Here is a 25,855-nt window from a genome sequence, read left to right on the forward strand (position 1 = left end):
CAGGCCCGGCGCACCGCCGGTCAGCCCAGCTGCGGCAGCACCTCGGTGCCGAGCCGGTCGATGTTGTGCAGCGTCGCCCCGGTGTCGCCGGAGCCCTCGGCGAGCAGGGCGAAGCGCCGGATGCCGGTCCGCTCGGCGGTGGCGAGCAGCTTGTCCGCGCACTGCCGCGGCGTGCCGACGGCGTGCAGGTCGCAGAGCAGCTCGGTGTACGCGTACGGGTCGCGCATGGTGCGGGTGCGGCCGTCGACGGTGCGGTGCGCGCCGAGGCCGTGCGCGAAGAAGTCCGGCATGGCGCGCAGCAGGTTGTCCCGGGCGGTGGAGCCGCGGTCCTCGACCTGGGCGACGCCGGCCGCGACGTGCTCCTGCTCGACCCGGGCGAGCTGTTCCTCGCCGCGCCCGCAGGCCCGCCAGGCGTCCCGGTAGGCGGCCAGCATGTCGCGCTTGTCCTCGTCGCCGGAGTGCATGCCGAGCAGCATCGGCAGGCCGCGCTCCGCGGCGGTGCGCACCCCGTTCGGCGAGGTGCAGGCGACCACCATCGGCGGGCCGCCGGCGCTCTCGCCGCGGGCCTCCTGGCGCTGCCGGGGGAAGACCGGCAGCGGTGCCTGGTCGAGGCCGAGCCAGCCGGAGAGGTCCGGCATCCGGGGCGGCTCGGTGGCCCGTGGCACCACCGGGACCTCGGGGAAATCGAAGGTCGGCCCGCTGGCGCCGACCCGGGTGCCGCGCAGCCAGCGCAGCAGCAGGTCGAGCCGCTCCGGGAAGCCCTGCTCGTACGCCTCCAGGCCGGTCCCGAAGACCTCCAGGTCGATCCACGGGCCGCCGCGGCCGACGCCCAGGGTGAACCGGCCGCCGGAGGTCAGGTGGAGCATCGCGGCCTGCTCGCCGAGCGCGACCGGGTGGCTGGTGGAGAGCACGCTGACCGCGGTGCCGACGCCGATCCGCCGGGTGCGGCCGAGCAGCAGCGCGGCCAGGGTGGCGGCGTTGGGGCAGACGCCGTACGGGACGAAGTGGTGCTCGGCGAGCCAGACGCTGTCCAGCCCGGACCGCTCGGCGGCGGTCGCCGCGGACACCGTGCGCTCCAGCGCCTCGGCGTGGGTCTGGCCGGGGAACTGCGCGGACAGCAGGAACGCGCCGACCCGGATCCCGTCGGTGCCGGTCGGCTGCCCCAGCAGCGGCGCCGCCGCGGGCAGCGGCGGGGCCTGCCGAGGGACTCTCGGCGCGGCGGTCGCGGTGGCGACCCGACCGGAACGGGAGCCGGGCCGGGGGGTGGTCTTGGTCATCGCTGGGCCTCCTGGGGTGCGCGCAGGGTCTGCGGGCCCCGCCTTGTCCCTTCGTGAGTAACCCATGTCATGTGCCAACGGCACGTGGATTCACGATTTTCCCAAGAGATCGGGTGGATCTCAGGGGAAACGGGGGACCTCCCCGGCGTCCCGTGATAGGGGAGCCGGCTGCCAACTGACGACCCGTACCCTTGGAGTACAACGCGCCCGGCCGAGAGGTAGTCACGTGTCCCCCCGACGCAACCGGATCAAGGGCTCCGAGCCGCACTCGGAGGACCCGCCCGCGCCGTTCGGAAGCTCCCTGCGCCGGACGGAGAGCTACCGCGGCGAGGAGTGGGTGGTCCAGACCGTCGCGGGCACGCCCGGGCGGTTCTACCGCTGCCCCGGGTGCGACCAGGAGATCCCGCCGGGCACCGGCCACGTGGTGGCGTGGCCCGACCACGGCCCCGGGGTGGAGGACCGCCGGCACTGGCACCGGGCGTGCTGGAACGCGCGGGAGCGCCGCGGCGCCAACGTGCAGCGCGGCCGCGGCGCTCCCAGGTACTGAGGCCCGTCCGGGCGGGTCAGGCGTCGCGCTTCTTCAGCACCAGCGCGCCGCCGAGCAGTGCCGCCGCCGTCCAGGCCAGGCAGACGGCGAAGCCGGCCCACGGCCCGTACGGCTGCCCGCTCTGCTCGTACACCAGCAGCATCCGGGAGCCCGCGTAGTCCGGGAACCAGTGCGCCAGGGTCTTCACCTTCGGCACCGCCGAGAGGATCGGCGAGAGCAGGAAGAAGAACGGCACCAGGATGCCCAGCGCCAGGGTCTGGTTGTGCAGCATCGCGGTGACCCCGGCCGCGAAGAGGCAGAGCATGGTCAGGTAGAGCGCCGCGCCGAAGACCGCGCGCAGCACGTGCGGCGAGCCGATCGTGGTCGCGTGGTCGCCGAGCATCGCCTGGCCGACGAAGAAGGTGGCGAACGCGGTCACCAGCGACGCCGCCAGGGCGAGCGCGCCGAGCACCACGGCCTTCCCGGCCAGCAGGGTGCCGCGCTGCGGGACGGCCGCCAGCGAGACCCGGATCATGCCGGTCGAGTACTCGTTGCCGACCGCCAGCACGCCGAAGACGATGATCGCCAGCTCGCCGAGCAGGATCCCGGAGAAGGCGGTGCCGGTGGCGTCGAACGGCGTCCGGTCGTTGCCGGTGAACTCCTCGAAGTTGTTGTTGGTCAGCAGGGAGAGCAGCGCGCCGAGGCCGAGCGTGACCACGAAGGTCAGCGCCAGGGTCCAGACGGTCGAGCGGACGCTGCGGATCTTGGTCCACTCGGACTGCAGGATCGCCGGGAAGGCGGCCATCTCAGTTCTCCCTCCGCTGCTGCCGGTGCTGCCAGCCCTCGCCCCAGGCGATGTCGGTGCCGGGCGGCTGCGGGGCGCCTCCGCCGGTCTGGTACTCGACCGAGTCGGCGGTCATCTGCATGAAGGCCTCCTCCAGCGAGGCCTGCTGCGGGCTCAGTTCGTGCAGCGTGACGCCGTGCCGGGCGGCCAGGTCGCCGAGGAAGGCCGGGTCGCCGTCCTCGATCTCCCAGGTGCCGTCCGGGCCGCTCTGCGGCTGCAGGCCGGCGCCGCGCAGCGCGTCCAGCAGCTGCTCGACGTGCGGGGTGCGGATGCGCACCGCGGAACGGGAGTTCTGCTTGATGAACTCGGCCATCGACAGGTCGGCCAGCAGCCGGCCGCGGCCGATCACCACCAGGTGGTCGGCGGTCAGGGCCATCTCGCTCATCAGGTGGGAGGAGACGAAGACCGTCCGCCCCTCGGCGGCCAGGCCCTTCATCAGGTTGCGGATCCACAGGATGCCCTCGGGGTCGAGCCCGTTCACCGGCTCGTCGAACATCAGGATCTCCGGGTCGCCGAGCAGCGCGGAGGCGATGCCCAGGCGCTGGCCCATGCCGAGCGAGAAGCCGCGCGCCCGTTTCTTCGCCACCGAGGCCAGGCCGACCAGCTCCAGCACCCGGTCGACCCGCTGCTTCGGGATCCGGTTGGACTGGGCCAGCCACAGCAGGTGGTCGTAGGCGGTGCGGCCGGGGTGGACGGCCTTGGCCTCCAGCAGCGCGCCGATGTACTTCAGCGGCTCCTGCAGCTGCCCGTACCGCTTGCCGTCGATGGTGACCCGGCCGCTGCTCGGCCGGTCCAGGTCGAGGATCATGCGCATCGTGGTGGACTTGCCCGCGCCGTTCGGGCCGAGGAAGCCGGTGACCACGCCCTGGGGGACCTGGAAGGTGAGGTCCTGGACGGCGGTCTTCTCGCCGTAGCGTTTCGTCAGCTGGTGCAGTTCGATCATCAGCTCTCCTTACTCCCCGTCAGAGTATGACAAAACGGACATTTGACGGGGGTGGGGACGGCGCGCGTCGGGGCCATACGGTTGGACCATGACCTCTCCCCGCGCGCAGGCCGCCCCAGAGCACGGCACCGGCACCCCGCTCGTCCTGCTGCACGCCTTCCCGCTCTCCGCAAGGATGTGGGCCGCCCAGCTGGAGCGGCTGCCCGGCCCGGCCGGCGACCTGGCCCGGGTGATCACCCCGGACCAGCGCGGCTTCGGCTCCGCACCGCTCGGCGACGACACCGCACCCTCGCTGGACGCCGCGGCCGACGACCTCGCCGCCCTGCTGGACGCGATGGACGTCGACCGGGCCGTGATCGGCGGGCTCTCGATGGGCGGCTACGTCGCGATGGCCTTCGCCCGCCGCCACCCCGAGCGGATCTGCGGGCTGGTGCTCGCCGACACCAAGGCCACCGCCGACGGCGACGCCGCCCGCACCAACCGGGAGCGGATCGCCGCCGCCGTGCTCGCCCGGGACAGCGTCGCGCTGCTCGCCGAGGAGCGGATCGAGGACGGGCTGCTCGCCCCCGGCACCGACCCCGAGCTGGTCGCGCAGGTCCGCGCGATGATCGCCGAGGCGCCGCCGCGGGCGGTCGCCTGGGCGCAGCGTGCGATGGCCGCCCGGGAGGACTCGCTGGAGGTGCTGGCGGGCCTGGACGTGCCGGCCGCGGTCGTGGTGGGCGAGCTGGACGCCGTCACCCCGCTCGCCGAGGCCCGGATGATGGCCGCCGCCCTGCCCGACGCCGAACTGACCGTCATCCCGTCGGTCGGGCACCTCTCCTCGCTGGAGGCGCCGGAGACCTTCAACGCGGCGGTGCGGGCACTGCTGAAGCGGGTCAGGGCGTAAATGCGCGAAGCGTAGAAGCACGAGAGGGGCGCGCGGCGTGAGCCGCGCGCCCCTCTCGGGGAAACCCTTAGCGGGACTGCTGGGCCGGGACGCCCAGGGCGTCGTCGGTCGGCAGGGAGGCCGCGGCGACCGCGGCACCGGTGAGGGTGGCGAGCATCTCGCGCACGTTGGTGAGCTGCGCGTTGATCGAGTCGCGGCGGTTGGTGAGCGCCGCCAGCTCGCGCTCGGATTCGCTGCGGATCCGGTCGGCCTTGGCGTTGGCGTCGGCCACGATGTCCTCGGCCTGGCGCTGGGCGGTCTCCACCGTCTGGCGGGCGCGGCGCTCGGCGTCGGTGCGCAGCTTCTCCGCCTCCAGGCGGAGCTGCTCGGCGCGGTGCTCGATCTCGGCGAGGCGCTTCTCGGCCTTGGCCTGACGGGCCGCCAGGTCGCGCTCGGACTGCTCGCGGCGCTTGGCCAGGTTGGTCTCGAACTCCAGGGCGGCCTGCGCGGCCTTGGTGCGGGTCTCCTCGAAGAGGGCGTCCGCCTCCTCGCGCTTGTTCTGCGCGTCCTTGTTGGCCTCGGCCCGCAGCTGCGCGGAGTCGCTGTTCGCCTTGTCGACGATCCGGCGGCCCTCGTCCTCGGCCTTGGCCTTGCGGTCCTTGGCGTAGTTCTCGGCCTCGGTGCGGACCTGCTGCGCGGCGGCCTCGGCGAGCTCGCGGTGCTGCTCGGCGGCGTGGTGCGCCTCCTGGCGGAGCTCGTTGGCCTCCTCCTCGGCGAGACGGAGGATCTTCTCCACCCGGGCACCGAGGCCGGCGTACGACGGCTCCTGCTCGGTGACGGCGGCCTGCGCGGTCTGGGTCTCCAGGTGGAGTTCCTCGATGCGCTTCTCGAGCGCGCTGATCCTGGAGAGCGCGGAGTCGCGGTCGGCTACCAGCTTGGCGATCCGCTCGTCGACCTGGGCGCGCTCGTACCCACGGCGTACCAGGTCGAAGCCGTGCGGGGAGTGACTGTCGCTCATGGGATTTCTGGGCTTCCTGTCGTCAAACCGCTGAGTGGTTAGAGGGAATCCTGACACGGTACCGGAGTGTCAACGGCGAAACGCCGTCGCTTCGCGGACAATGTCCGCTCAATCGGGTGGCGCGCCCCCGGAGCGATTGCCACCCGATCGGGGAGCGCCCACCCCGGCACCGGCCTTGGGCGCTCCGTCCTTCTTGCTTCCCCCGTTGCTCTGCGCGGTCGGCGACGGTGCCTCGAACGCCTCCAGTGCCGACAGCACGTCCTGGACCCGAGAGATCTCGGTGTTGATGTCCTTGCGCCGCCGGACCAGCTCGTCCAACTCCAGCCGGCCCTCGTCGGTCACGCGCTTCGCCTCGGCCTTCGCCTCGGCGAGGATCCGCTCGGCCTCCTCCTCGGCCAGCCGCAGCTGGTCCTCGGCGTCGCGGCCGGCCCGCCGCAGCCGCTTCTCGACCTCGACCGAGGCGTCCTCCAGCTTCAGCTCGGCCTCGTCCTCGGCGGACTGCAGCTTCGCCTCGGCCTTGACGATCAGCGCCTCGGCCCGGGTGGTGGAGTCGTGGAGCTTGGTCTCCGCCTCCTTCAGCAGGGCCTCGGCCTTGCGCACCGCGGCGATCCGGACCTTGGAGGCCTCCGTCGAGGCGTCCGAGGTGAGCTCGGACGCCCGCTCCTCCGCCGCCTTGATCAGCTTCGCCGCGTTCTCCTCGGCCTCGGCGACGGTCTTCGCCGCCTGCTCCTCGGCCTCGGTCAGCTGCTCCTGCGCCGCGGTCACCAGCGTGTCGACCCGCTCGCCGGCCGACTTCATGGCCTGCGCGTTCTCCTTGCGGGCCCGCTCGTGCAGCGCCTCGATCTCGGCGTCGGTGCGCTCGCGCAGCTCCTCGGCGCGCTCGCGGATCGCGGTGGAGTCCCGGCGGGCCTCGGCGAGCAGGGCGTCCGCGTCGCTGCGCGCCTTCTCCACCTCCGCCTTGCCGGCCGCCTCGCCGGCCGCGACCAGCCGCTCGGCCTCCTTGCGGGCGGCGGCGACCATCGCGTCGGCCTGCTCCTCGGCCGCGGCGGTGACCTCCAGCGCGCTGGTCTGGGCGTCCTCGCCGAGCTGCTCGGCGTCGGCGAACGCCTTCTCCAGCACCGACTTCGCCTGCTCGCGGGTGGCCTTGTCGTAACTCTCCGCCGCCTCCCGGGTCTCGGTGTCGAAGGCCCTGGCGCGGGCCCGCAGGTCCGCGTCGAAGTCCTCCGCCAGGGTGCGGGTGGCCAGTGCGTACTCCTCGGCCTCCGAGCGCAGCGCGGCGGCGAACTCCTCCGCCTCGGCGATCGCCCGGGCACCGGCCTGCTCGGCCTCGGCGACCAGCTGCCGGGCCTGCGCCTCGGCCTCCGCGCGGTGCTGCTCGGCGAACCCGGTCGCGGCCAGCCGCTCCGCGTCGGCGGCGGCCCGCAGCTCGGCGTCGTACGCCTCCGCCTCGGCGCGCTGCTCGGCGATCGCGGCCGCGGCGGCCTCCTGCTCGGCGGCCAGCTCCGCGGCCACCCGCTCGCGCTGCCCGGCCAGCTCCGCCTCGACGGCGGCGCGCAGCTCGGCGGCCTCCCGCTCGGCGGTGGCCCGCAGCCCGGCGACCTCCGCCTCGACGGCGGCGCGCAGCTCGGCGTCGTACGTCCGGGCCAGCTCGCGGACCTCGGCGCTCTCCCGCTCCGCGGCCGCCCGCAGCTCGGCGGTCTCGGCGTCGGCGGCGGCCCGGACCTCGGCGGCGTAGCCGTCCGCGCCGGTGCGCAGCTCGGTGTCGTACGCCTCGGCGGCCTCGCGGGTCTCCCGGTCGAAGGTCTCGGCGGCGGCGCGCAGCTCGGCGGCCTCCCGCTCGGCCGTCTCCTGCCGCTCGGCGATCTGCTGGGAGGCGGCCTCGTGCAGCCCGGCCACCGACTGGCGGACCTCGGAGGCCTCGTCCTCGGCGGCGGAGACCAGCTCGGCGGCCCGGCGCTCGGCGGCGGCCAGCTGCTCGGCGGTCTCGGCGGCGGTCCGCGCGGTCAGCTCCTCGGCGTCCCGGCGGGCGCCGGCCGCCTCCTCGCCGGCGGCGGCCAGCTCGGCGGCGGCCTCGGCACGCAGTGCCTCGGCGGCCTCGGCGGCCTCGGTGCGCAGCGCGGCGGCGGCCCGCTCGGCCTCGGTGCGCAGCGCGGCGGCGGCCCGCTCGGCCTCGGCCAGCTGCTCGGCGGCGGTGTCCCGGGCGGCGCCCAGGGTCTGCTCGGCCTCGGTGCGCAGCCGCTCCGCCTCGGCGCGGGCGGACTCCCGGACCTCGGCCGCGTCGGTCTCGGCGGCCTCCCGGTCGGCCTTGGCGGCGGCCAGCAGCTCGGTGGTCTCCTGCTGCTCGCGCAGGAGCCCGGCGGAGGCGTCCTCGCGCTCGCGGCGGCTCTCCTCGCGGAGCGCGGCGGCCTCCGCCTCGGCCTCGCCGCGGGTCTGCCGGACCCACGCCTCGGTCTCGGCGCGCAGCTCCTCGGCGGCGGCCCGGGCCTCGTCCTCGACGGCCTGCGCGGCGGCCCGCGCCCCGTCCTCGACGGCCTGCGCGGCCGCCTGCGCCTCGCGGCGCAGCTCGGCGGTCTCCCGTTCGGCGGCCGCGCGGTTCTCCGCGGCGGCGGCCTTGGCGGCGGCGAGCGCCTCCTGGCCCTGCCGCTCGGCGGCGACGGTCAGCTTCTCGGCCTCGGTGCGGGCCCGGGCCAGGGTCTGCTCGGCCCGGCCCTGCTGCTCGGCGGCCTGCTCGGCGGCCTCGGCGCGGATCCGCTCGACCTCGCCGGCCGCACCGGCGCGCAGCGCGTCGGCGTCGGCCTTGGCGGCGGTCAGCAGGTCCTCGGCGCTCTTCGCGGACTCCTCGATCTGCACCGCGGCCTGTCGGCGGGCCTCGGTGCGGACCCGCTCGGCCTCCGCCTCGGTGGCGGAACGGATCTCCTCGGCCTCGGCGCGCAGCGCGGCGGCCTCGTCGTGCATCCGCTCCATCTGCTCGCGGATGGAGGCGGCGTCGTCCAGCGCGGCGTTCTGCGCCTCCTCGACGGCGGCCTGGGCCTGCTCGCGCAGCCGCTCGGCCTCGGCGGCCGCCTCGGTGCGGATCCGCTCGGCCTCGGCGGCGGCCTCGCCGCGGGTGGCCTCGGCGTCCCGGCCGGCCCGCGCGAGCACCTCCTCGGCCTGCTTGGCGGCCTTGGCGAGGTGGACGGCGGCGTCCTTGGCGCCCTCGGCGCGGCCGGACTCCTCGGCCTCGGCGCGGATGTGCCCGGCCTCGGCCAGCGCCTGCTCGCGCAGCTCCGCGATCTCCCGCTCGGCCTCGGCGCGCTGCTCGGCGATGGCCGCCTCGGCCTCCTCGCGCAGCTGCACGGCGACCGTCTCGGCGGTCAGCCGGAGTCGCTCGCTCTCCTCGGCGGCGGCGGCCCTGGCAGCCTCCGCCTCGGCCTGCGCGGTCGACGCGGCGGCCTTGATCAGGTCGGCCTCGCGGGTCGCGGCGGCCACCATCTTGGCGATCTCGGCCTTGGCGGTGAGGGCCCGCTGCTCGGCGGAGGCGGCGCCGTCGGCGACGGTCCGCTCGGCGGCCTCGGTGGCCTCGTGCTGCAGACGGACGGCGGCGGCCTCCGCCTCCTCGCGCATCCGGGCGGCCTCGGCCCGGGCCCGCTCGGCCTCGGCCAGCGCCTCGGCGCGCAGCCGCTCTATCTCCGCCTGGGCGCCGGCCAGGGCGGCCTCGGCGCGCTCCTGGTCGGCGAGGGCCTGCTGCTTGAGGGCGCTGATCTCGGCCCGGGCCGCGGTCAGCTGCTGCTCGGCGGCGGCGTGCGCCCCGGCGAGCTGGGCCTGGGCCTCGTTGGCGGCGGTGCCGCGCAGCTCCTCGGCCTGGCCGACGGTCTGCTGGGCCTGCTCGGAGGCGGCCCGCAGCAGCCGTTCGGCGTCGCTCTGGGCGCGCTGCAGGGCGGCCTCGGCGGCGGCCCGGGCCTCGCCGCGGGCGGCGTCCACGTCGGCGGCGGTCTGGGCGCGGGCCTGGTCGGCGAGCGCCTCGGCCTCGGCCCGGACGGCGGCCATCATCCGCTCGGCCTCGACCCGGGCCTCCTGGAGCAGGCGCTGGGCCTCCTGCTCGGTCCCGGCGCGGGTCTGCTCGGCCCAGGAGACGTTCTCGTTGACGTGCCGCTCGGCGGCCCGGCGGAACTCCGCGAGCTCCTCCTCGAGCTGCCGGCGGCGGGCGTTGAACTCCGACTCCAGCTGGGCGGTCCGCTCGGCGGCCTCGGCCAGCAGCCGCTGGGTGGCCGCCTGGGACTCGCGCAGCTGGCGCTCGGCGTCCTGGCGCATCGCCTCGGCCTGCATCTCGGCGTTGCGCAGGACCTGCTCGGCCTGACCGGAGACGGAGTCGAAGGCGCGCGGCTGGGCGAGCTGCCGCCGGGCCTCGTGGAGCTTGGCCCGGAGCACCTCCACCTGGTAGGCGAGGTCGTCGGCGTGCTCGAGAGTCTTGTCCCGGTCCTTGCGGGCCTTCTCGAGCTCGGCTTCGAACTTGGAGAGGTGATCCTCAACCTCGTAGCGGTCGTAGCCCCGCACTCCGCGGTCCCATCCATCTCCTGGTCGCGTCTTCGACCGGAGCCGCTCCCGCCCCGACGCTCCGGGACCGGACCGGCTCGGTCCTTGCATCGCTCCGCCGTCCGAGTGGACTCCTGAGCGAAATGTTGCCTCTGGAGAATGGTGACAGATCCGAACTGCGACCGTTCAGCCGCGCCCGCGTCGTGGACTCCCCTGGGCGCTACAGCGCACCTGGGCATTGTAGTGGTCGCGAACGGCGGGGGAATGGGGGTGTGGGGGTTTTCCCAAGTTACCCGTCAGTGTTCGACCGGTCCGGTCGCCGAGGTGACCAGTTCGGTCAGCACGCCGCCGCAGTCCTTCGGGTGCAGGAAGGTGATCCGGGAGCCCATCGAGCCGATCCGCGGCTCGTCGTACAGCACCCGCACGCCCTTGGCCTTGATGTCCGCGGCGTCCCCGTCGACGTCGGCGGTGCCGAAGGCGATGTGGTGCACGCCCTCGCCGTTCTTCGCCAGCCACTTGGCGACCGTGGAGTCCTCCCGGGTGGGCTCCAGCAGCTGCAGGTAGGAGGCGCCGCCGTCCCCGGTGTCGTTGATCTTCAGCATCGCCTCGCGGACCCCCTGCTCCTCGTTGACCTCGGAGTGGAACACCTCGAAGCCGTAGGTGTTGCGGTAGAACTCGACCGTCTTGTCGAGGTCGAAGCAGGCGATGCCGATGTGGTCGATGCGGGTCAGCACGGACGGCCTCCGGGTGGGTTCGGGACGAGGGTGGCACCCAGTGCACCGCATCGGACTCGAACCGCGCCACAGCGCGACGTGCGAGGCTGGTCACAATCGCCTCATCGGGCTGACACGGTGTTGACTGGGCAGTGCCAGTGCCGCTGATCACACCGTTGCGCCGGTGACGCAGCGGTGACCGGTCAGTACATTGAGCCGCATCCCCACACCCTCCTGGTCCGACGCGCGAAGGGGCACGTCCCATGACTACTTCAGTGATCGTCGCCGGTGCACGCACACCGATGGGCCGCCTGCTCGGCTCGCTCAAGGGCTTCTCCGGCGCGGAGCTCGGCGGTATCGCCATCAAGGCCGCGCTCGAGCGGGCCGGCATCACCGGCGAGCAGGTCCAGTACGTGATCATGGGCCAGGTGCTCCAGGCCGGCGCCGGCCAGATCCCCGCCCGCCAGGCCGCGGTCAAGGCCGGCATCCCGCTGAACGTCCCGGCGCTCACCATCAACAAGGTCTGCCTCTCCGGCCTGGACGCCATCGCCCTCGCCGACCAGCTGATCCGCGCCGGCGAGTTCGACGTCGTGGTGGCCGGCGGCCAGGAGTCCATGACCAACGCCCCGCACCTGCTGCCGAAGTCCCGCGAGGGCTTCAAGTACGGCGCGATCGAGATGCTCGACGCCATGGCGTACGACGGCCTGACCGACGCCTACGAGAACATCCCGATGGGCGAGTCCACCGAGAAGCACAACGCCCGCCTCGGCATCCCGCGCGAGGTGCAGGACGAGATCGCCGCCGCCTCGCACCAGCGCGCCGCCAAGGCCCAGGCCGACGGCGTCTTCGAGGTCGAGATCACCCCGGTCGCCGTCCCGCAGCGCAAGGGCGACCCGGTCCTCTTCTCGCAGGACGAGGGCATCCGCGCCGACACCACCGTCGAGGGCCTCGGCAAGCTGCGCCCGGCCTTCACCAAGGACGGCACCATCACCGCCGGCACCTCCTCGCAGATCTCCGACGGCGCCGCCGCCGTCGTGGTGATGAGCAAGGCCAAGGCCGAGGAGCTGGGCCTGACCTGGATCGCCGAGATCGGCGCCCACGGCAACGTGGCCGGCCCGGACAACTCGCTCCAGTCGCAGCCGTCGAACGCGATCAAGCACGCCCTCGCCAAGGAGGGCCTGGAGGTCGCCGACCTCGACCTGATCGAGATCAACGAGGCCTTCGCCGCGGTCGCCCACCAGTCGATGAAGGACCTCGGCGTCTCCTCCGACATCGTCAACGTCAACGGCGGCGCGATCGCCCTCGGCCACCCGATCGGCATGTCCGGCGCCCGCGTGGTGCTGCACCTCGCGCTGGAGCTCCAGCGCCGCGGCGGCGGCGTCGGCGCGGCCGCGCTGTGCGGCGGCGGCGGCCAGGGCGACGCCCTGATCGTGAAGGTGCCCTCGCAGGGCTGATCGTCCGGTACAGCGTCGGGGCTGCACGCCGCAACGAGCGGCGTGCAGCCCTTTCGTTCCTGGGAGGAGCACGTCTTTGATGGTCGATGTGGCAGCACTGGTCGAGCAGGCCCGGGAGGGCCGGCCGCGGGCGGTCGCCCGGCTGATCTCGCTGGTGGAGAACGCGGCGCCCCAACTGCGCGACGTGATGGCCGCGTTGTCGCCCCACACCGGAAACGCGTACACGGTCGGACTGACCGGGTCGCCCGGCGTCGGCAAGTCCACCTCCACCTCGGCGCTGGTCTCCGCGTACCGCCGGCTCGGCAAGCGGGTCGGCGTCCTGGCGGTCGACCCGTCCTCGCCGTTCTCCGGCGGCGCGCTGCTCGGAGACCGGGTCCGGATGCAGGACCACGCCACCGACCCCGAGGTGTTCATCCGCTCGATGGCCACCCGCGGCCACCTCGGCGGCCTGTCCTGGGCCGCCCCGCAGGCGCTGCGGGTGCTGGACGGCGCCGGCTGCGACGTCGTCCTGGTCGAGACCGTGGGCGTCGGGCAGTCCGAGGTGGAGGTCGCCGCGCAGGCCGACACCACCGTGGTGCTGCTCGCTCCCGGCATGGGCGACGGCATCCAGGCCGCGAAGGCCGGGATCCTGGAGATCGGCGACGTCTTCGTGGTCAACAAGGCCGACCGGGACGGCGCGGACGCCACCGCGCGCGAGCTCAACCACATGCTCGGCCTCGGCGGGGCCCGGCAGGCCGGCGACTGGCGGCCGCCCGTCGTCAAGACGGTCGCCGCGCGGGGCGAGGGCGTCGACGAGGTCGTCGACGCGCTGGAGAAGCACCGCGGCTGGCTCGCCGCGAGCGGCGAACTCGCCGACCGGCGCCGCCGCCGCGCCGCTCAGGAGGTCGAGGCGATCACCCTCGCCGCACTCCGCGCCCGGATCGGCGACCTGCGCGGAGACCGCCACCTCCACGCCCTCGCCGAGCAGGTGGCCGCCGGCCGGCTGGACCCGTACGCCGCGGCGGACGTGCTGATCGCCGAGCTGACGGCCTGACCGCCGGCGGCGGTGGTCAGCTGCGGCCGCGCAGGGTGCGCAGGTGCTCGGCCACCGGTGCGAGGGCCTCGTACATCGCGTCGATCTGCTCCGGGGTGAACCGGTCGACGAAGTGCTCGCGGACGCTGCGGACGTGGCAGGGCGCCACCTTCTGCATCGTCTCCCAGCCCTGTTCGGTGAGGTGGGCGAACAGGCCGCGCCGGTCGCCGGGGCACTCCTGGCGGAGCACCAGCCCGGCGTTCTCCATCCGGGTGATCTGGTGCGAGAGGCGGCTCTTGGACTGGAGGGTGGCGGTGGCCAGGTCGGTCATCCGCATCCGGCGCTCGGGCGCCTCGGAGAGCACCACCAGGATCTCGTAGTCGTTGATCGCGAGATCGTGGACCTGGAGCTCCCGGCTCAGCTGGTAGTCGAGCAGCTTGCTGACCTCGAGGTGGGCCCGCCAGAACCGCTGCTCACGGGCGTCGAGCCAAGGGGTCTCCTCCTCGGCTGTCGAGGAGGAGACCTCCGGCGCTTCGGTCACATGCGTATCCATGACAGACAGCATAGCCGAAATTGTTCAATGTTGTACGAATCTACGGCCCGGGGCAGTCGGTCCTAGAGGCCGAAGCGCCGGCCCAGGTCGCCCAGGTTCACGTTGCCGAGCCCCGGGACGTTGACGTTCGGCAGCTGCTGGCCGCCGCCGTGCCCGCCCTGGTGCGGCACGCCGCTGCCGGGCACGCCCGCCTCCGCGTGCACCACGCCCACCGAGCGCTCGGCCATCAGGGTCTCGCTGGACTGCAGCAGCACCTGGCCGGCCCCGATGAACTCGAACTGGTGCTCCTCGCCGGACGCCCCGCCGATCCCGGTCAGGTGGCGCAGCCCGCCGATGATGCCGTGCATGTAGCTGTGGTCGTAGTGGTGGCACGGCGCCGGGCAGTCCGCCCAGCCGACCAGCGCCTGCGGGTCGACCCGGATCGGCGGCTCGACGAAGTGCACCGGGCCGTTGGAGGCCGCGACGAACTTGCCGGTCCCGATCAGCGTAAGGAAGCCGGGGATGATCGACTGCTTCAGCTGCAGGGTCGGCTCGAACGCCAGCAGGTTGCCCGAGCGGACGGTCAGGTTGCCGTTCTCCAGGTCGTACGAGTTCAGGTCGAACGCCCGGTCGGCCAGCAGCAGCTTGCCGCGGCCCTCGGCGACCACCCAGTCCGAGGCGTGCAGCGGGGAGTTGAAGTTCCGCTCCAGCATCTGGTCGATCACGCCGCGCCCGATGCCCGAGAAGCGCATGTCGCCGTAGTAGGCGATCATCTTGCCCTTCTGCAGGTAGTACGCGCCGTTCAGGTCGACCGAGAAGGCGTACGGGTTGACGTTGTCGTTGACCGGCAGCGAGCCCGCGTCGTGCACCGTCGGGCCCTCGCCGCCCGGCGCGTACGGCAGCGGCGCGCCGAACTGGCCCTGCGGCGGGGCGCCGTAGCCCGGCATCGCGGCCTGGGTCTGCTGGTACGCCTGCTGCGGCGGGTAGCCCTGCTGCTGCGGCGGGTACGGCTGCCCCTGCTGGGGCGGGTACGGCTGGCCCTGCGGCGGGTAGGGCTGGCCAGGCTGGGGCGGGTACGGCGGCTGCTGGCCGTAGGGCTGCTGCCCGTACGGGGGCTGCTGAGGAGGGTAGGACATCAGAGCTTCACCTCGCTCGCCTGCACGTACACCATGCCGTGGCCGGACAGCTCCAGCTGGAACGCCTCGCCCGAACCGCGGCCGATCATGTCGCGCCACCCGAGGGCGCTGGACAGCTTGTTGGTCACCTGGCCGCGGTGCGCCACGTAGGCCTGCGGGTCGACGTGCACCGGCTGGCCGGGGGAGATCGGCAGCTCGATCACGCCGCCGTGCGCCATCACCGCGACCGAGCCCTGGCCGTCCAGCTTGGTGGTGAACAGGCCCTGGCCGGTCATCTGGCCGCGGACGATGCCCATCACGCCGCCCTGCTGGCCCATGAACATGGTCGACTGCTGCAGCGAGCCGTCGAAGGCGAGCAGCCGGTCGGCCTCCACGTAGAGGGTGTCGCCGGTCAGGTCGATCACGTGGACGTTGTGGCCGCCGTGGCCGAACATCACGCTGCCCTGGCCCTCGACGGTCATCAGCGGGGTGTCCTCGTTGGCCACCCGGCGCCCGATCATCGCGAGCGCGCCGCCCTGGCCGCCCATCAGGTTCGGGGTGAAGGTGACCTCGCCGGTGTAGGCGAGCATCGCGCCGCGCTGGCTGAAGACCCGCTGGCCCGGGAAGACCTTGGCCTCGATCATCTTGTTGTTGATCTTCGTGAACGGCATCAGACGTCACCCCCGAAGGTCATCCGCTCGGACGGCTGGACGTACACCAGGCCCTCGCCGGTGAACTCCACCTGCATCGCCTCGCCACCGCCCTCGCCGATCAGCGTGGTCCAGCCGGCGCCGGACTTCAGCGCCCGGTTGAGGTTCCCGGTGTGCGCGATGTACGCGCCCGGGTCCACCCGCAGCGGCATCCCCTGGGAGACCCGGAGGATGATCGCCGGGCCCTTCGAGGTGAGCGCCGCCCAGCCGTGTCCCTCCACCTTGGTGGTGAACAGGCCGTTGCCGGACGCCATGCCGTTGAGCCCGGTGAAGCTGGTGCCGGTGTGCAGGGTCGCCTCGGTGCAGAGCAGGTTCTCGGCCTCGACGTAGAGCGTCTCGCCGTTCAACCGCACCAGATTGACCTCGGTGGCCTTGTCGGCGAAGTAGCAGGTGCCCTGCCCCTTCACCTCCATGACCTCCATCTGCTCGCCGGTCAGCCGCCGGGTGACCATGCCGCGCAGGCCGTCGCCGCCACCGGAGAGCTTCTTGAAGCCCATCTGCCCGGTGTACGCGACCATCGTGCCGTTGCGGGCCTTGACCGTGTCCCCCGTCATGTCGACGGCGAGGACCTTTGACCCCTGGAGTCGAAACTGTGCCACGTCGGTGAATGTAGCGGTCGCCGCCGTCATCCGGGGAGAGGGGGCGGCGGCTCTGGTACCGACCCGGTACAAATTTCGGCCCGTCAGACGGCGGCCGGCGCCACCCCGGCCGACTCCTCGACCTCCAGCAGCGAGGCCGAGTGCCGCTCCGCCTCGAACGCGGCCAGGCCCCCGCGCAGCCCGAAGAGCCGCTTGGAGAGCAGGATCCAGAGCACCGCGACGACGTTCAGCACCAGCGTGCCGATCTTCACCACGCTGACGTGCTCGGTCAGCTCGTAGACCTCCAGCGGGAGGAAGGCGGCGGTGGCGACCACCGTCAGGTACTCCGCCCAGCGCCTGGCCGCCCACAGGCCGAAGGCCTCGACGATCTCGATCAGCGCGTACGCCACCAGCGCCGCGGCCACGATCAGCAGCGTCGAGTGCCGGTAGTCGAAGGTCTTGCGGATGGTGTCGACGATCGGCGAGTGCTCCAGGTCCCAGTGGAAGTGGTCGGTGACCGGCCGGAACACGCTCAGGTTCTCGTCGAAGATCCGCCGCACCGCGTCCTGGCTGTTGGAGAACTTCCACACCGCCCAGGCCGCCACCAGCACCAGCAGGCCGCGCAGGCCGCGCTCCACGGCCAGGAAGCGCAGGATGAACAGGTCGCGCAGCGCCCGGCCGCGCGGCACCAGCGGCGCCTCGTCGGCCGGCCCCGAGCCGTGCGGGGCGCCGAGCGCGAAGTCCCCGCAGCGCAGGCAGCGCCAGGCCTCGCCGAGCGCGGTCGAGGCGTGCAGCCGCTCGCGCAGGCCGGCCTCGTCGGGCGCGTAGGTGATGTGGCCGCGCCGGGCGCAGGTGCGGCGGTCCCAGTCGAGCTTCAGCATGGTGTGCTCCCCCGTGTGACGAATCCGTGCGGGAGCAGGATAGGGGGCCCCGCCGTCGCCGATGTCGGGTCGGTGATAATGGACGACGGCTTGTGAGGCTGTTCACAAGCTCACAGCCCCCCACCAGCGAGGTACCCCGTGAAGCCCAGCGCCGCCGTGCACCGCCTGCGACTCGTCTCCGGCCCCGAGGGCCTGTCCTTCCTGCTGCTGCTGACCTGCTCCGTGCTCAAGCGCACCACCTCCTTCAACGGCGTGCCGGTGATGGGCGCCGTCCACGGCGCGCTGTTCGTGCTGTACGTGGTCTTCCTGGCCCAGGCCGCGATGGCGCAGCGCTGGGAGGGCAGGCGCACCCTGGTGCTCTTCCTGCTGGCCGTGGTGCCGACCGGCGGCTTCTTCGCCGACCGGATGCTGGCCAAGGAGGAGCGCGGCGAGCAGGCGCTCGCCGCCTGACCCCCGCCGGAACGCCGGAGCGGCCGGGCCCCGTGGTGGGGGCCCGGCCGCTCCGTGCCGCGGTCACTAGCTGACGTTCACCGCGGTCCAGGCCTTGCCCACCGCCGTGTACTCGGCCGAGGTGGAGCCGTACAGGTCCTTGGCCGCGTTGAGGGTGGCGGTGCGGGCGGCCTTGTAGTTGGTGGTGGAGGTCATGTAGACGGTCAGGGCCCGGTACCAGATCTTGGCGGCCTTGTCCCGGCCGATGCCGGTGACGGCGGCGCCGTTGTAGGTGGGCGAGTTGTAGCTGACGCCGTTGATCGTCTTGGCCCCGCTGCCCTCCGACAGCAGGTAGAAGAAGTGGTTGCCGACGCCGGACGAGTAGTGGACGTCCTTGGAGCCGACGGTGGAGGACCAGTAGTCGGCGGAGGCGCCGTCCTTGGAGGGCTTGTCCATGTACCGCAGCGGCGTGCCGTTGCCGTTCAGGTTGAGCCGCTCGCCGATCAGGTAGTCCGGGGTGTCGGTGGCGAGGTTGGCGTAGAACTCGACCATGGTGCCGAAGATGTCGCTGGTCGACTCGTTCAGGCCGCCGGACTCACCGGAGTAGTTGAGGCCCGCGGTGTTGGAGGTCACGCCGTGGGTCATCTCGTGGCCGGCCACGTCGATCGCGGTCAGCGGGTGGGTGTTGGACGCGCCGTCGCCGTAGGTCATGCAGAAGCAGCTGTCGGACCAGAAGGCGTTCACGTAGTTGGTGCCGTAGTGGACCTTGCTGTAGGCGCCGACCCCGTCGCCCCGGATGCCGTTGCGGCCGTGCACGTTCTTGTAGTAGTCCCAGGTCTTCGCCGCGCCGAACTGGGCGTCCACCGCGGCCGACTGGCCGTTGGAGGCCAGGCCGTTGCCCCAGACGTTGTCGGCGTCGGTGTAGAGCGTGCCGTTCTTGTCGACGGTGTACTGGCCGCCGCGGGTGTTGTCCTTCAGCTGGTAGACGCTGCCGGTCCAGTTGGTGGTCAGCGTGACCGTGCCGTCGAAGACGCCGTACCCGGTGCCGGTGGCGTTGGAGGTCTGGATCTGCTCGTGCGAGGAGAGCAGTTCGCCGGTGGCGGCGTCGGTGACCAGCAGCAGGCTGCTCGGGGTCCCGTCGGCGCGCACGCCCTCGACGGTGGTGCGGTACGCCAGGCGCGGGGCGCCGGAGGCGGCCCAGACCACCAGCTGGGCGTCACCGCCCTTGGAGACGGCGGCGAGCGGGGCCTCGTCGGCGTCCGCGACGGAGCCCACGGTGGCCTCGACGGAGCTCTTGGCCCCGGCGGCGGCCTGGGCGGCGGTGAGCTTCGGGGTGAGGCCGGCCGGGGCGATCGAGCCCTCGACCGCGCGGTCCACGGTGACCGCGCCCTTGGCGCTGGTGTGCACCACCAGGTCGCCGCCGAGCACCGGGAGCCCGGCCCAGGTGCGCTCGTACCGGTAGTGGCGGGCGCCGTCGGAGTCGACCACGGCGTCCTTGACGACCAGCTTCTCCTGACCGGAGAGGCCGAGCGCCCTGGCGGCGGACGGGGCCTCGCCGCCGGCCGCGGCGAGCAGGTCGGCGCGCTGCTGGGCGGCGACCGGTGCGGGGGAGGCCTGGGCGGTGCCGGCGGCGACCTGGATCGCTCCGGCCAGCAGGGCGGTGGAGGAGAGGACGGCTCCGACTGTCAGCATGCGCTTCACGTTCCGGTTCCTTCCGGACCAGCCGCGGATGACGCGGCCGCACCTCGCTCCGGGGCACCGGGGTCGGCACCGACTGGGGGCGGAGCGGGTGCTGGACGTGCGGGTGGTGCTGGCTCCCGTGCGGTCGGGCGGAGTCGGTCCGGTGGGGTGGTGGACCGGCTCCGGTACGGGGTGACGGCCACTATGGCCGACACTCCGACAGGAATGACAGGTCTATGCCAAGAAATGGCCGGAACTCGCCAACTTCCCTGCGGGTTGCGGAAAGTGGTGCGCGGCAGCAGGGCTCCCCTCCGGAAAGCCCTGCTGCCGCGGGTCTGCGGGTCGGACGGTCGCTACGTCAGTTGACGTTGACCCCGGACCAGGCGGCCGCGACCGCGTTGTACTCGGTCGAGCCGGCGCCGTACAGGTCCTTGGCCGCGTTGAGGGTCGCGGTCCGGGCCCCGGCGTAGTTGGTGGTGGAGGTCATGTAGACGCTCAGCGCGCGGTACCAGACCTGGGCGGCCTTGTCCCGGCCGATGCCGGTCAGGGTCGAGCCGTTGGAGGTCGGCGAGTTGTAGCTGACGCCGTTGATGGTCTTGGCGCCGCTGCCCTCGGCCAGCAGGTAGAAGAAGTGGTTGGCCACGCCCGAGGAGTAGTGGACGTCCTTGGAGCCGACGGTGGAGGACCAGTAGTCGGCCGAGCCGCCGTCCTTGGAGGGCTTGTCCATGTAGCGCAGCGGCGTGCCGTCGCCGTTGATGTTGATCAGCTCGCCGATCAGGTAGTCCGGGTTGTCCTTCGGCAGGTTGGCGTAGAACTCGACCATGGTGCCGAAGATGTCCGAGGTGGCCTCGTTGAGGCCGCCGGACTCGCCGGAGTAGTTCAGGCCCGCGGTGTTGGCGGTGACGCCGTGGCTCATCTCGTGGCCCGCGACGTCCAGCTCGGTCAGCGGGTGGGTGTTGGACGCGCCGTCGCCGTAGGTCATGCAGAAGCAGCTGTCGTCCCAGAACGCGTTGACGTAGTTGCGCCCGTAGTGGACCCGGCTGTACGCGCCGACGCCGTCGCCGCGGATGCCGGCCCGGCCGAAGGTGTTCTTGTAGAAGTCCCAGGTGGCGGCCGCGCCGTACTGGGCGTCCACCGCGGCCGACTGGCCGTTGGAGACCGTGCCGGTGCCCCAGGCGTTGTCGGCGTCGGTGTAGAGGGTGCCCTTGCCCGAGGTCTTGTTGGCCAGGTTGGTGGTGTACTGGCCGCCGCGGGTGGTGTCCTTCAGCTGGTACGAGCCGCTCACCAGGTTGGTGGTCAGCTGGACGTTGCCGACGAAGACGCCGTTGCCGGTGCCGACCGCGGTCTGCACCTGCTCGTGGGTGGAGAGCACCTCGCCGCTGGCGGCGTCGGTGACGATCAGCTGGCTGCTCGGGGTGCCGTCGGCGCGCACGCCCTCGACGGTGGTGCGGTACGCCAGGCGCGGCGTGCCGGAGGCGGCCCAGACCACGAGCTGGGCGGAGCCGGCCTTGGTGACCGAGGTCAGCGCGGCCTCGTCCGCGTCCTTGGCGACGCCGACGGTGGCGGCGACCGCGCCGGAGGCCTTGGCGACGGCCTGGTCGGCGGTCAGCTTCGGGGTGAGCGACGCGGGGGCGACGGCGCCCTTCACCGCGCGGTCGGTGCCCTTGACGTTGCCCTTGGCGTCCTGGTGCACCACCAGGTCGCCGCCGAGCACCGGCAGGCCGCCGAGGGTGCGCTCGTAGCGGAAGTGGCGGGAGCCGTCGGCGTCGACGATCGCGTCCTTGACGACCAGCTGCTCCTGGCCGGAGAGGCCGAGGGCCTTGGCGGCGGCGGGGGCCTGCGCGCCGGCGAGGGCGAGCAGCTCACCGCGCTGGTGCGCGGCGGCGCTCTGGCCGACGGGGGCGGGGGCGGCCTGGGCGATGCCGGCGCTCACCTGGATGGCGCTGGCGAGGACGGCCGAGGCAGAGAGAACGGCTCCGACTGCGAGCTTGCGCTTCACGTACGGGTTTCCTTCCGGACCTACCGCATGAGGGCGGTTGCGCCGCTATCCGGGGCACCGGGGTTAGTGCCTGCTGGGGCGGATTCGGGCGCTGACGTGCTGCTCCGCGCGGTCAAGAGACGCCGGACCGGTGGGGTGGGCCGGCCGGTGTCCAACGAAGCTGGCGAGAAGCATGACAATCGGACAAATGAAAGGACAGGTCGGCGGCAATAGTTGGCAAACTCTCGCCAACGGCCGATGACCGCAGGTCAGCCGGGCCCGGCGGTTCAGCCGCGAACGAAGGCTCCCCGGTCTGCGAATTCCGCCAACTGAGGCCATTTCACTGAATATTGCGGGAATATCCGCCGTAAAGAATCGCCGGCCGCGGCCTCGCCGACCCGTTGGCGTGATCCCGCCAACCCCCGCCCTTGTCCACCATCGTGGACACCTGGTACCCGTTCGGCCCCCCGCCGGTACCGTGGGGGCGTGCCCAAGCCCCTCGCCCTCGACTTCGACCCGATCGCGCGCGCCGACGAGCTGTGGACCCGCCGCTGGGGCGGCGTGCCCTCGATGTCCGCGATCACCTCGGTGATGCGCGCGCACCAGATCCTGCTCTCCCGGGTGGACGCCGTGGTCAAGCCCTACGGCCTGACCTTCGCCCGGTACGAGGCACTCGTGCTGCTCACCTTCAGCCGGACCGGCGAGCTCTCGCTCTCCAAGATCGGCGAGCGGCTGATGGTCCACCCCACCTCCGTCACCAACACCGTCGACCGCCTGGAGAAGGCCGGCCTGGTCGCCCGCCGCCCCAACCCGCTGGACGGGCGCGGCGTCCTCGCCGCCATCACCGCCCGCGGCCGCGAGGTGGTCGAGCAGGCCACCCGCGAGCTGATGGCCGTCGACTTCGGCCTGGAGGGCTACGACGAACAGCAGTGCCGGCAGGTGTTCGAACTGCTCCGCCCGCTGCGGATCACCGCGGGCGACTTCAGCCCGGCGACCGGCGAGGGGCCCGGCGAGGAGCAGGCGTAGGGCCGGTTACCCTCGATGCCATGAAGCAGAGTGTGCTGACCCGCTACCGCGCCCTGGCCTACGTCACCGGCGTCCTCCTGATCCTGCTCACCCTCGGGATGGTCGCCAAGTACGTCCTGGAGATCGACGGCGCGGCCGGTTTCACCACCGCCGTGGGCATCGCGCACGGCTGGCTGTACGTGGTCTACCTCGCACTCGCCTTCGACCTGGGCACCAAGGCCAAGTGGCCGCTCCCCAAGCTCGCCTGGGTGCTGCTGGCCGGCACGATCCCGACCGCCGTCTTCTTCGTCGAGCGCAAGGTCAGCCGCGAGGTCGCCCCGCTGGTCGCGGCCGCGGAGCCGGTCGCCGCCTGAGCGCTCCCCGCCACCTCTGCCGGGCGCCCTTCCACGCGGGAGGGCGCCCTTCGCCGTGCCGGTGTCAGTTCAGGCCGGGGAACGCGTTCAGCAGCAGGGTGGTGAAGCGGCGGATCCACTCGGGGGTGATGGGTTCGCCGCTGACCAGGAGGCGGTGCTCGACCGTCCCGGCGATGGTGTCGAAGATGATGTCGATCTCTTCGCAGGCGGTGGCCGGGTCCTCGTCCGGGCCCATCTCGCCGCGGGCCTGCGCGTTGGCGCGGCCGAGCTGGACCAGGACCTTCTGGGGCTCGACGATCCGCTCGCGGATGCGCTGCTGGAGCTGCCGGTCGCGGGTGCCCTCGGCGAAGAGGGCGAGCAGGGCGGCCTGCGTCTCGGGCCGGCTCAGCAGGTCGGCGAACTGGGCGACGACCGCCTCGATGTCGGCCTGGAGGCTGCCCAGGTCGGCGCACTCCAGCTGGTCGAAGAGGATCGCGATGGCGTCGACGACCAGCTCGTTCTTGGACGGCCAGCGCCGGTAGAGGGTGGTCTTGGCGACCCCGGCGCGGACCGCGACGTCGCCCATGGTCAGCCCGCCCCAGCCGAGTTCGGCGAGCGCGGCGCGGGTGGCGTCGAGGATGGCGAGGTCCGCGGCGGCGCTGCGCGGCCGCCCCTTGCCGCGCGCGGGGGCCGCGCCGGCGCCCGGCGCGTCGGGCTGCTGGGTGGTGGGGGCCACCGCGCCTCCTTGCGGCTCATGCAGGTTCACCCGGATCTGTTTACCCGGAAGTAACTTGTTTCGGTCACGGTAGCGACCGCCCGGCCCCGACGGCATCCGGCGGCGCCGGGAAAGTGGGACAGCTCACGTCGCCGAACCGTCGCGGGGGCTTGCGGGACCGGCCCCCGGGGCAGATACGCTACGACCTGTAGCGAAAGAGCGACAACCGGCGTGCCCCCGCCCCATGGGATCGGGCGGGCACGCGGCGCGGGTGGGGATCCGCGCCGGGGAGCACCACCGCACGACCGCTACGCGCAGAGCGCACGGCTCGCTCCGGCTTTTCCGTGCGGATGGCGCCCGCCACCGGCGCCGACGGGGGAGGATGGTGCCATGCAGTCACGGAATTCGCGTCTCAACAACTCCGCCCTGCGCGGCGCGGTGGACCTCGCAGCGGTGAAGGCGGCCGGCGAGGCCGCCCAGAAGGCCGAGCAGGCCCGCGCGGAGCGCGCCCGCCAGGCGGAGGCCGGCGGCACTCCCACCCCCGCCGGGTACCGCCTGGTCCTCGACGTCACCGAGGAGACCTTCGAGGACGAGGTCGTGCAGCGCTCGACCGAGGTCCCGGTGGTGGTGGACTTCTGGGCCGAGTGGTGCGGCCCGTGCAAGCAGCTCAGCCCGATCCTGGAGCGCCTGGCCGAGGAGTACGCCGGCCGGATCGTGCTCGCCAAGATCGACGTGGACGGCAACCAGCTGCTGGCGCAGCAGTTCGGCATCCAGTCGATCCCCGCGGTGATGGCCGTGGTGGCGGGCCAGCTCGTCCCGCTCTTCCAGGGCGCGGAGAACGAGGCCAACGTCCGCAAGGTGCTGGACCAGCTGATCGCGGTGGCCGAGCAGCGCTTCGGCATCGTCGGCCTCCAGGGCGCCCCGGGCGCCGAGGGCGGGGCTCCCGCGGCACCGGCCGTGCCCGCCGACCCCGCGCTGGAGGCGGCGCACGACGCGCTGGACCGCGGCGACCTCGGCGGTGCCGTGCAGGCGTACAAGAACGTCCTGGCCGACCGGCCGGGCCACGCCGAGGCGAAGCTGGGCCTGGCCCAGGCGGAGCTGCTGCGCCGGGTGGAGGCGCTGGACCCGCAGCAGGTGCGGGCCGACGCCGCCGCCGACCCGAAGGACGTGCCGGCGCAGCTGCGCGCCGCCGACCTGGACCTGGTCGGCGGCCACGTGGAGGACGCGTTCGGGCGCCTGGTGGACACCGTGGCGAAGACCTTCGGCGACGACCGGGACACCGCCCGGGTCCGGCTGCTGGAGCTGTTCGAGGTGATCGGTCCGGAGGACCCGCGGGTGATCGCCGCGCGCGGTGCGCTGGCCCGCGTGCTGTTCTGAGCCACCGGCCCGGTTGGCACGGCAGGTGACCTGCGGTGTCTCCGGGGATTTGGCGACAAACGCGCGTAATCCGGCCGGGTTTACCAAATCTTGATAACACCCCTCTCCGTTCACCCTGGGTGATCGAGAGGGGTGTTTCGTCCCTGTTTCCGGTGGGTGTCGCCCCGGGTCCAAACGGAGGATGTCACTCCGCGTGACGGCGCCTTCGATTCCATGATCAAAGCCATCCGCTGTTGGATTACCCGTCAGTAATGGACCCCTTGTGCTTAGCCCGGGATTCAAGCACGATCGGCGACGCCCGGTCCCTCTTCCCAGGGGGATCCCCACCGGGTGACCGTCGGCCCCGGCCGGCGGCCCGAGGCCAGGGGGGTAACCGCAGATCCCACACCGCGGTTCCTGTCCTCTCGTGGTCGCGCATCCCGCGCGGCCGCACGGTTGTCGCTCGGGGGTGATCGCCGGCGTCGGCCCATTCGGCCATGGCGCGCGGGCGCTCTCCGCTACCGAGGACGTAGCTCTCTCCCATCCCGGGCCGGTCTCCGTGCGGGACGCACCGGACCACCGGCCGGAGATGTACGTCCTAGAAGGAGGACACGCATGTCCCAGACTTACGGCAAGACCCGCTGGAAGCGCTTCGCCCTGGTGATGGTGCCCGGTGTGGCCGCCACCGCCGCGATCGGCGTCTCGCTGGCCAACAGCGCGCTGGCCGCCTCGTTCAGCGTCTCGGGCCAGCAGTTCAAGGTCACCACCGCCCAGCTGCACGGCTACGGCTTCTCGCAGTTCGGCTCGGTCGACGTCGACGCGGGCAAGGGCTTCCACCCGGTCGCGGTCTCGGCGTTCGACTCCGCCACCATCAACAGCCTGTGCCAGTCCGTGGTGACCGACCTGTCGGCCCTCGGCCTCGGCAAGATCACCCTGCAGCTGAACGCGGGCCAGGACCCGGCCAAGCCGGTCGTCGCCGAGAACCTGCTGATCGACCTCGACCAGCTCGAGGCCGACGCCGAGTTCAAGAACATCAACATCGGTCAGGACGCCTCCACCCTGACGGGCTCCGCCCTGAAGGACTGGAAGACCAACCCGGTGCTCGGCTCGAAGGGCCTGCCGACCGGCGACAAGGGCTTCGCCCAGCGCGCCGACGAGGCGACCCTCTCCGGTGTCAAGCAGACCGCGTGGGCGACCTCGGCGGGCACCTTCAAGCTCAACGGCCTCAAGCTGAACCTCCTCAAGGGTGACGGCGCGGGCAAGGAGTGCTACTGATCCTGTCCCCGTGGGCGGGCCGTGAGGTCCGCCCCGCGTGACAGCCTCTCGGCCGGGAGCGGCAGCAGCCGCTCCCGGCCGTAC

At 72.9% G+C, this 25,855-nt stretch carries 23 protein-coding genes; 9 read left to right on the forward strand and 14 right to left on the reverse strand.

What is annotated here, in order from left to right; genetic code table 11:
* Nucleotides 1–20: 20 nt before the first annotated feature.
* Nucleotides 21–1,139: an LLM class flavin-dependent oxidoreductase gene (locus ABEB06_RS24255; protein ID WP_345701966.1), complete on the reverse strand. Its 1,119-nt coding sequence runs from the start codon at nt 1,137–1,139 to the stop codon at nt 21–23.
* Nucleotides 1,140–1,503: 364 nt separating this feature from the next.
* Here ABEB06_RS24255 and ABEB06_RS24260 point away from each other — a divergent pair, with 364 nt between their 5' ends.
* Nucleotides 1,504–1,824, forward strand: coding sequence for an ATP/GTP-binding protein (locus tag ABEB06_RS24260; protein ID WP_345699002.1), 321 nt, complete (start codon nt 1,504–1,506; stop codon nt 1,822–1,824).
* A 16-nt stretch (nt 1,825–1,840) separates the two neighbouring features.
* On the opposite strand, the gene ABEB06_RS24265 is transcribed toward ABEB06_RS24260, so the two are convergent.
* Both ABEB06_RS24265 and ABEB06_RS24270 read right to left on the reverse strand, forming a co-directional pair.
* Entirely contained in the window at nt 1,841–2,608 is a 768-nt protein-coding gene (locus tag ABEB06_RS24265; RefSeq protein ID WP_345699003.1) for an ABC transporter permease, read from the reverse strand.
* A gap of 1 nt (nt 2,609) precedes the next feature.
* Entirely contained in the window at nt 2,610–3,590 is a 981-nt protein-coding gene (locus ABEB06_RS24270) for an ABC transporter ATP-binding protein (RefSeq protein WP_345699004.1), read from the reverse strand.
* A gap of 88 nt (nt 3,591–3,678) precedes the next feature.
* Here ABEB06_RS24270 and ABEB06_RS24275 point away from each other — a divergent pair, with 88 nt between their 5' ends.
* Entirely contained in the window at nt 3,679–4,476 is a 798-nt protein-coding gene (locus ABEB06_RS24275) for an alpha/beta fold hydrolase (RefSeq protein WP_345699005.1), read from the forward strand.
* Nucleotides 4,477–4,543: 67 nt separating this feature from the next.
* Here the strand turns inward: ABEB06_RS24275 and ABEB06_RS24280 are convergent, their stop codons facing one another.
* The 3 genes from ABEB06_RS24280 to mce form a co-directional block, all read right to left on the reverse strand.
* A complete protein-coding gene (locus ABEB06_RS24280) occupies nt 4,544–5,473 on the reverse strand; it encodes a coiled-coil domain-containing protein (RefSeq protein ID WP_345699006.1) in 930 nt (309 codons plus the stop codon).
* Between the two features lie 108 nt (nt 5,474–5,581).
* On the reverse strand, nt 5,582–10,006 hold the full coding sequence (locus ABEB06_RS24285) for a hypothetical protein (RefSeq protein WP_345699007.1): 4,425 nt from the start codon (nt 10,004–10,006) through the stop codon (nt 5,582–5,584).
* 275 nt (nt 10,007–10,281) lie between these two features.
* The gene (mce, locus tag ABEB06_RS24290; RefSeq protein WP_345699008.1) at nt 10,282–10,719 is read right to left on the reverse strand and encodes a methylmalonyl-CoA epimerase; all 438 of its coding nucleotides are present in this window, start codon (nt 10,717–10,719) and stop codon (nt 10,282–10,284) included.
* Between the two features lie 242 nt (nt 10,720–10,961).
* On the opposite strand from mce, the gene ABEB06_RS24295 reads away from it, so the two are divergent.
* Nucleotides 10,962–12,152, forward strand: coding sequence for an acetyl-CoA C-acetyltransferase (locus tag ABEB06_RS24295; RefSeq protein WP_345699009.1), 1,191 nt, complete (start codon nt 10,962–10,964; stop codon nt 12,150–12,152).
* Nucleotides 12,153–12,231: 79 nt separating this feature from the next.
* Nucleotides 12,232–13,185: a methylmalonyl Co-A mutase-associated GTPase MeaB gene (gene meaB / locus ABEB06_RS24300; protein ID WP_345699010.1), complete on the forward strand. Its 954-nt coding sequence runs from the start codon at nt 12,232–12,234 to the stop codon at nt 13,183–13,185.
* Between the two features lie 16 nt (nt 13,186–13,201).
* Here the strand turns inward: meaB and ABEB06_RS24305 are convergent, their stop codons facing one another.
* The 5 genes from ABEB06_RS24305 to ABEB06_RS24325 form a co-directional block, all read right to left on the reverse strand.
* Nucleotides 13,202–13,717, reverse strand: coding sequence for a MarR family winged helix-turn-helix transcriptional regulator (locus ABEB06_RS24305; RefSeq protein ID WP_345699011.1), 516 nt, complete (start codon nt 13,715–13,717; stop codon nt 13,202–13,204).
* Between the two features lie 62 nt (nt 13,718–13,779).
* Nucleotides 13,780–14,643, reverse strand: a complete 864-nt coding sequence (locus tag ABEB06_RS24310) for an AIM24 family protein (protein ID WP_345701967.1) — start codon at nt 14,641–14,643, stop codon at nt 13,780–13,782.
* Nucleotides 14,644–14,831: 188 nt separating this feature from the next.
* The gene (locus tag ABEB06_RS24315) at nt 14,832–15,482 is read right to left on the reverse strand and encodes an AIM24 family protein (RefSeq protein ID WP_345699012.1); all 651 of its coding nucleotides are present in this window, start codon (nt 15,480–15,482) and stop codon (nt 14,832–14,834) included.
* The gene (locus ABEB06_RS24320; protein ID WP_345699013.1) at nt 15,482–16,120 is read right to left on the reverse strand and encodes an AIM24 family protein; all 639 of its coding nucleotides are present in this window, start codon (nt 16,118–16,120) and stop codon (nt 15,482–15,484) included. Before ABEB06_RS24320 ends, ABEB06_RS24315 begins: the two co-directional genes overlap by 1 nt.
* Before the next feature lie 83 nt (nt 16,121–16,203).
* Nucleotides 16,204–16,977 (reverse strand): DUF2127 domain-containing protein, encoded by a 774-nt coding sequence (locus tag ABEB06_RS24325; RefSeq protein ID WP_345701968.1) that lies wholly within the window; start codon nt 16,975–16,977, stop codon nt 16,204–16,206.
* A gap of 141 nt (nt 16,978–17,118) precedes the next feature.
* On the opposite strand from ABEB06_RS24325, the gene ABEB06_RS24330 reads away from it, so the two are divergent.
* Nucleotides 17,119–17,430, forward strand: a complete 312-nt coding sequence (locus ABEB06_RS24330; protein ID WP_345699014.1) for a DUF3817 domain-containing protein — start codon at nt 17,119–17,121, stop codon at nt 17,428–17,430.
* A 66-nt stretch (nt 17,431–17,496) separates the two neighbouring features.
* On the opposite strand, the gene ABEB06_RS24335 is transcribed toward ABEB06_RS24330, so the two are convergent.
* Together ABEB06_RS24335 and ABEB06_RS24340 are read right to left on the reverse strand one after the other, a co-directional pair.
* Nucleotides 17,497–19,101: a M4 family metallopeptidase gene (locus ABEB06_RS24335; protein ID WP_345699015.1), complete on the reverse strand. Its 1,605-nt coding sequence runs from the start codon at nt 19,099–19,101 to the stop codon at nt 17,497–17,499.
* A gap of 346 nt (nt 19,102–19,447) precedes the next feature.
* Nucleotides 19,448–21,088 carry a M4 family metallopeptidase gene (locus tag ABEB06_RS24340; RefSeq protein WP_345699016.1) on the reverse strand — a complete coding sequence of 547 codons (1,641 nt, stop codon included), beginning with the start codon at nt 21,086–21,088 and terminating at the stop codon, nt 19,448–19,450.
* A gap of 465 nt (nt 21,089–21,553) precedes the next feature.
* On the opposite strand from ABEB06_RS24340, the gene ABEB06_RS24345 reads away from it, so the two are divergent.
* The gene (locus ABEB06_RS24345) at nt 21,554–22,093 is read left to right on the forward strand and encodes a MarR family winged helix-turn-helix transcriptional regulator (RefSeq protein WP_345699017.1); all 540 of its coding nucleotides are present in this window, start codon (nt 21,554–21,556) and stop codon (nt 22,091–22,093) included.
* A 20-nt stretch (nt 22,094–22,113) separates the two neighbouring features.
* A complete protein-coding gene (locus ABEB06_RS24350; RefSeq protein ID WP_345699018.1) occupies nt 22,114–22,446 on the forward strand; it encodes a DUF3817 domain-containing protein in 333 nt (110 codons plus the stop codon).
* Nucleotides 22,447–22,510: 64 nt separating this feature from the next.
* Here the strand turns inward: ABEB06_RS24350 and ABEB06_RS24355 are convergent, their stop codons facing one another.
* Nucleotides 22,511–23,161: a TetR/AcrR family transcriptional regulator gene (locus ABEB06_RS24355; protein ID WP_345699019.1), complete on the reverse strand. Its 651-nt coding sequence runs from the start codon at nt 23,159–23,161 to the stop codon at nt 22,511–22,513.
* 369 nt (nt 23,162–23,530) lie between these two features.
* Between ABEB06_RS24355 and trxA the strand changes: the two genes are divergently transcribed.
* Together trxA and ABEB06_RS24365 are read left to right on the forward strand one after the other, a co-directional pair.
* Nucleotides 23,531–24,517: a thioredoxin gene (trxA, locus tag ABEB06_RS24360; RefSeq protein ID WP_345699020.1), complete on the forward strand. Its 987-nt coding sequence runs from the start codon at nt 23,531–23,533 to the stop codon at nt 24,515–24,517.
* A gap of 594 nt (nt 24,518–25,111) precedes the next feature.
* A complete protein-coding gene (locus ABEB06_RS24365) occupies nt 25,112–25,771 on the forward strand; it encodes a DUF6230 family protein (RefSeq protein ID WP_345699021.1) in 660 nt (219 codons plus the stop codon).
* Nucleotides 25,772–25,855: the final 84 nt, after the last annotated feature.

This window comes from Kitasatospora terrestris, assembly GCF_039542905.1.
GTDB lineage: Bacteria > Actinomycetota > Actinomycetes > Streptomycetales > Streptomycetaceae > Kitasatospora > Kitasatospora terrestris.

Coding starts and splice junctions, on each gene's coding strand:
- ABEB06_RS24280 (WP_345699006.1), bottom strand. CDS start 5,473: ATGAGCGACAGTCACTCCCCGCACGGCTTCGACCTGGTACGCCGTGGG.
- meaB (WP_345699010.1), top strand. CDS start 12,232: ATGGTCGATGTGGCAGCACTGGTCGAGCAGGCCCGGGAGGGCCGGCCG.
- ABEB06_RS24365 (WP_345699021.1), top strand. CDS start 25,112: ATGTCCCAGACTTACGGCAAGACCCGCTGGAAGCGCTTCGCCCTGGTG.
- trxA (WP_345699020.1), top strand. CDS start 23,531: ATGCAGTCACGGAATTCGCGTCTCAACAACTCCGCCCTGCGCGGCGCG.
- ABEB06_RS24305 (WP_345699011.1), bottom strand. CDS start 13,717: ATGGATACGCATGTGACCGAAGCGCCGGAGGTCTCCTCCTCGACAGCC.
- ABEB06_RS24310 (WP_345701967.1), bottom strand. CDS start 14,643: ATGCCGGGCTACGGCGCCCCGCCGCAGGGCCAGTTCGGCGCGCCGCTG.
- ABEB06_RS24335 (WP_345699015.1), bottom strand. CDS start 19,101: ATGCTGACAGTCGGAGCCGTCCTCTCCTCCACCGCCCTGCTGGCCGGA.
- ABEB06_RS24265 (WP_345699003.1), bottom strand. CDS start 2,608: ATGGCCGCCTTCCCGGCGATCCTGCAGTCCGAGTGGACCAAGATCCGC.
- ABEB06_RS24275 (WP_345699005.1), top strand. CDS start 3,679: ATGACCTCTCCCCGCGCGCAGGCCGCCCCAGAGCACGGCACCGGCACC.
- ABEB06_RS24350 (WP_345699018.1), top strand. CDS start 22,114: ATGAAGCAGAGTGTGCTGACCCGCTACCGCGCCCTGGCCTACGTCACC.
- ABEB06_RS24270 (WP_345699004.1), bottom strand. CDS start 3,590: ATGATCGAACTGCACCAGCTGACGAAACGCTACGGCGAGAAGACCGCC.
- ABEB06_RS24295 (WP_345699009.1), top strand. CDS start 10,962: ATGACTACTTCAGTGATCGTCGCCGGTGCACGCACACCGATGGGCCGC.
- ABEB06_RS24315 (WP_345699012.1), bottom strand. CDS start 15,482: ATGCCGTTCACGAAGATCAACAACAAGATGATCGAGGCCAAGGTCTTC.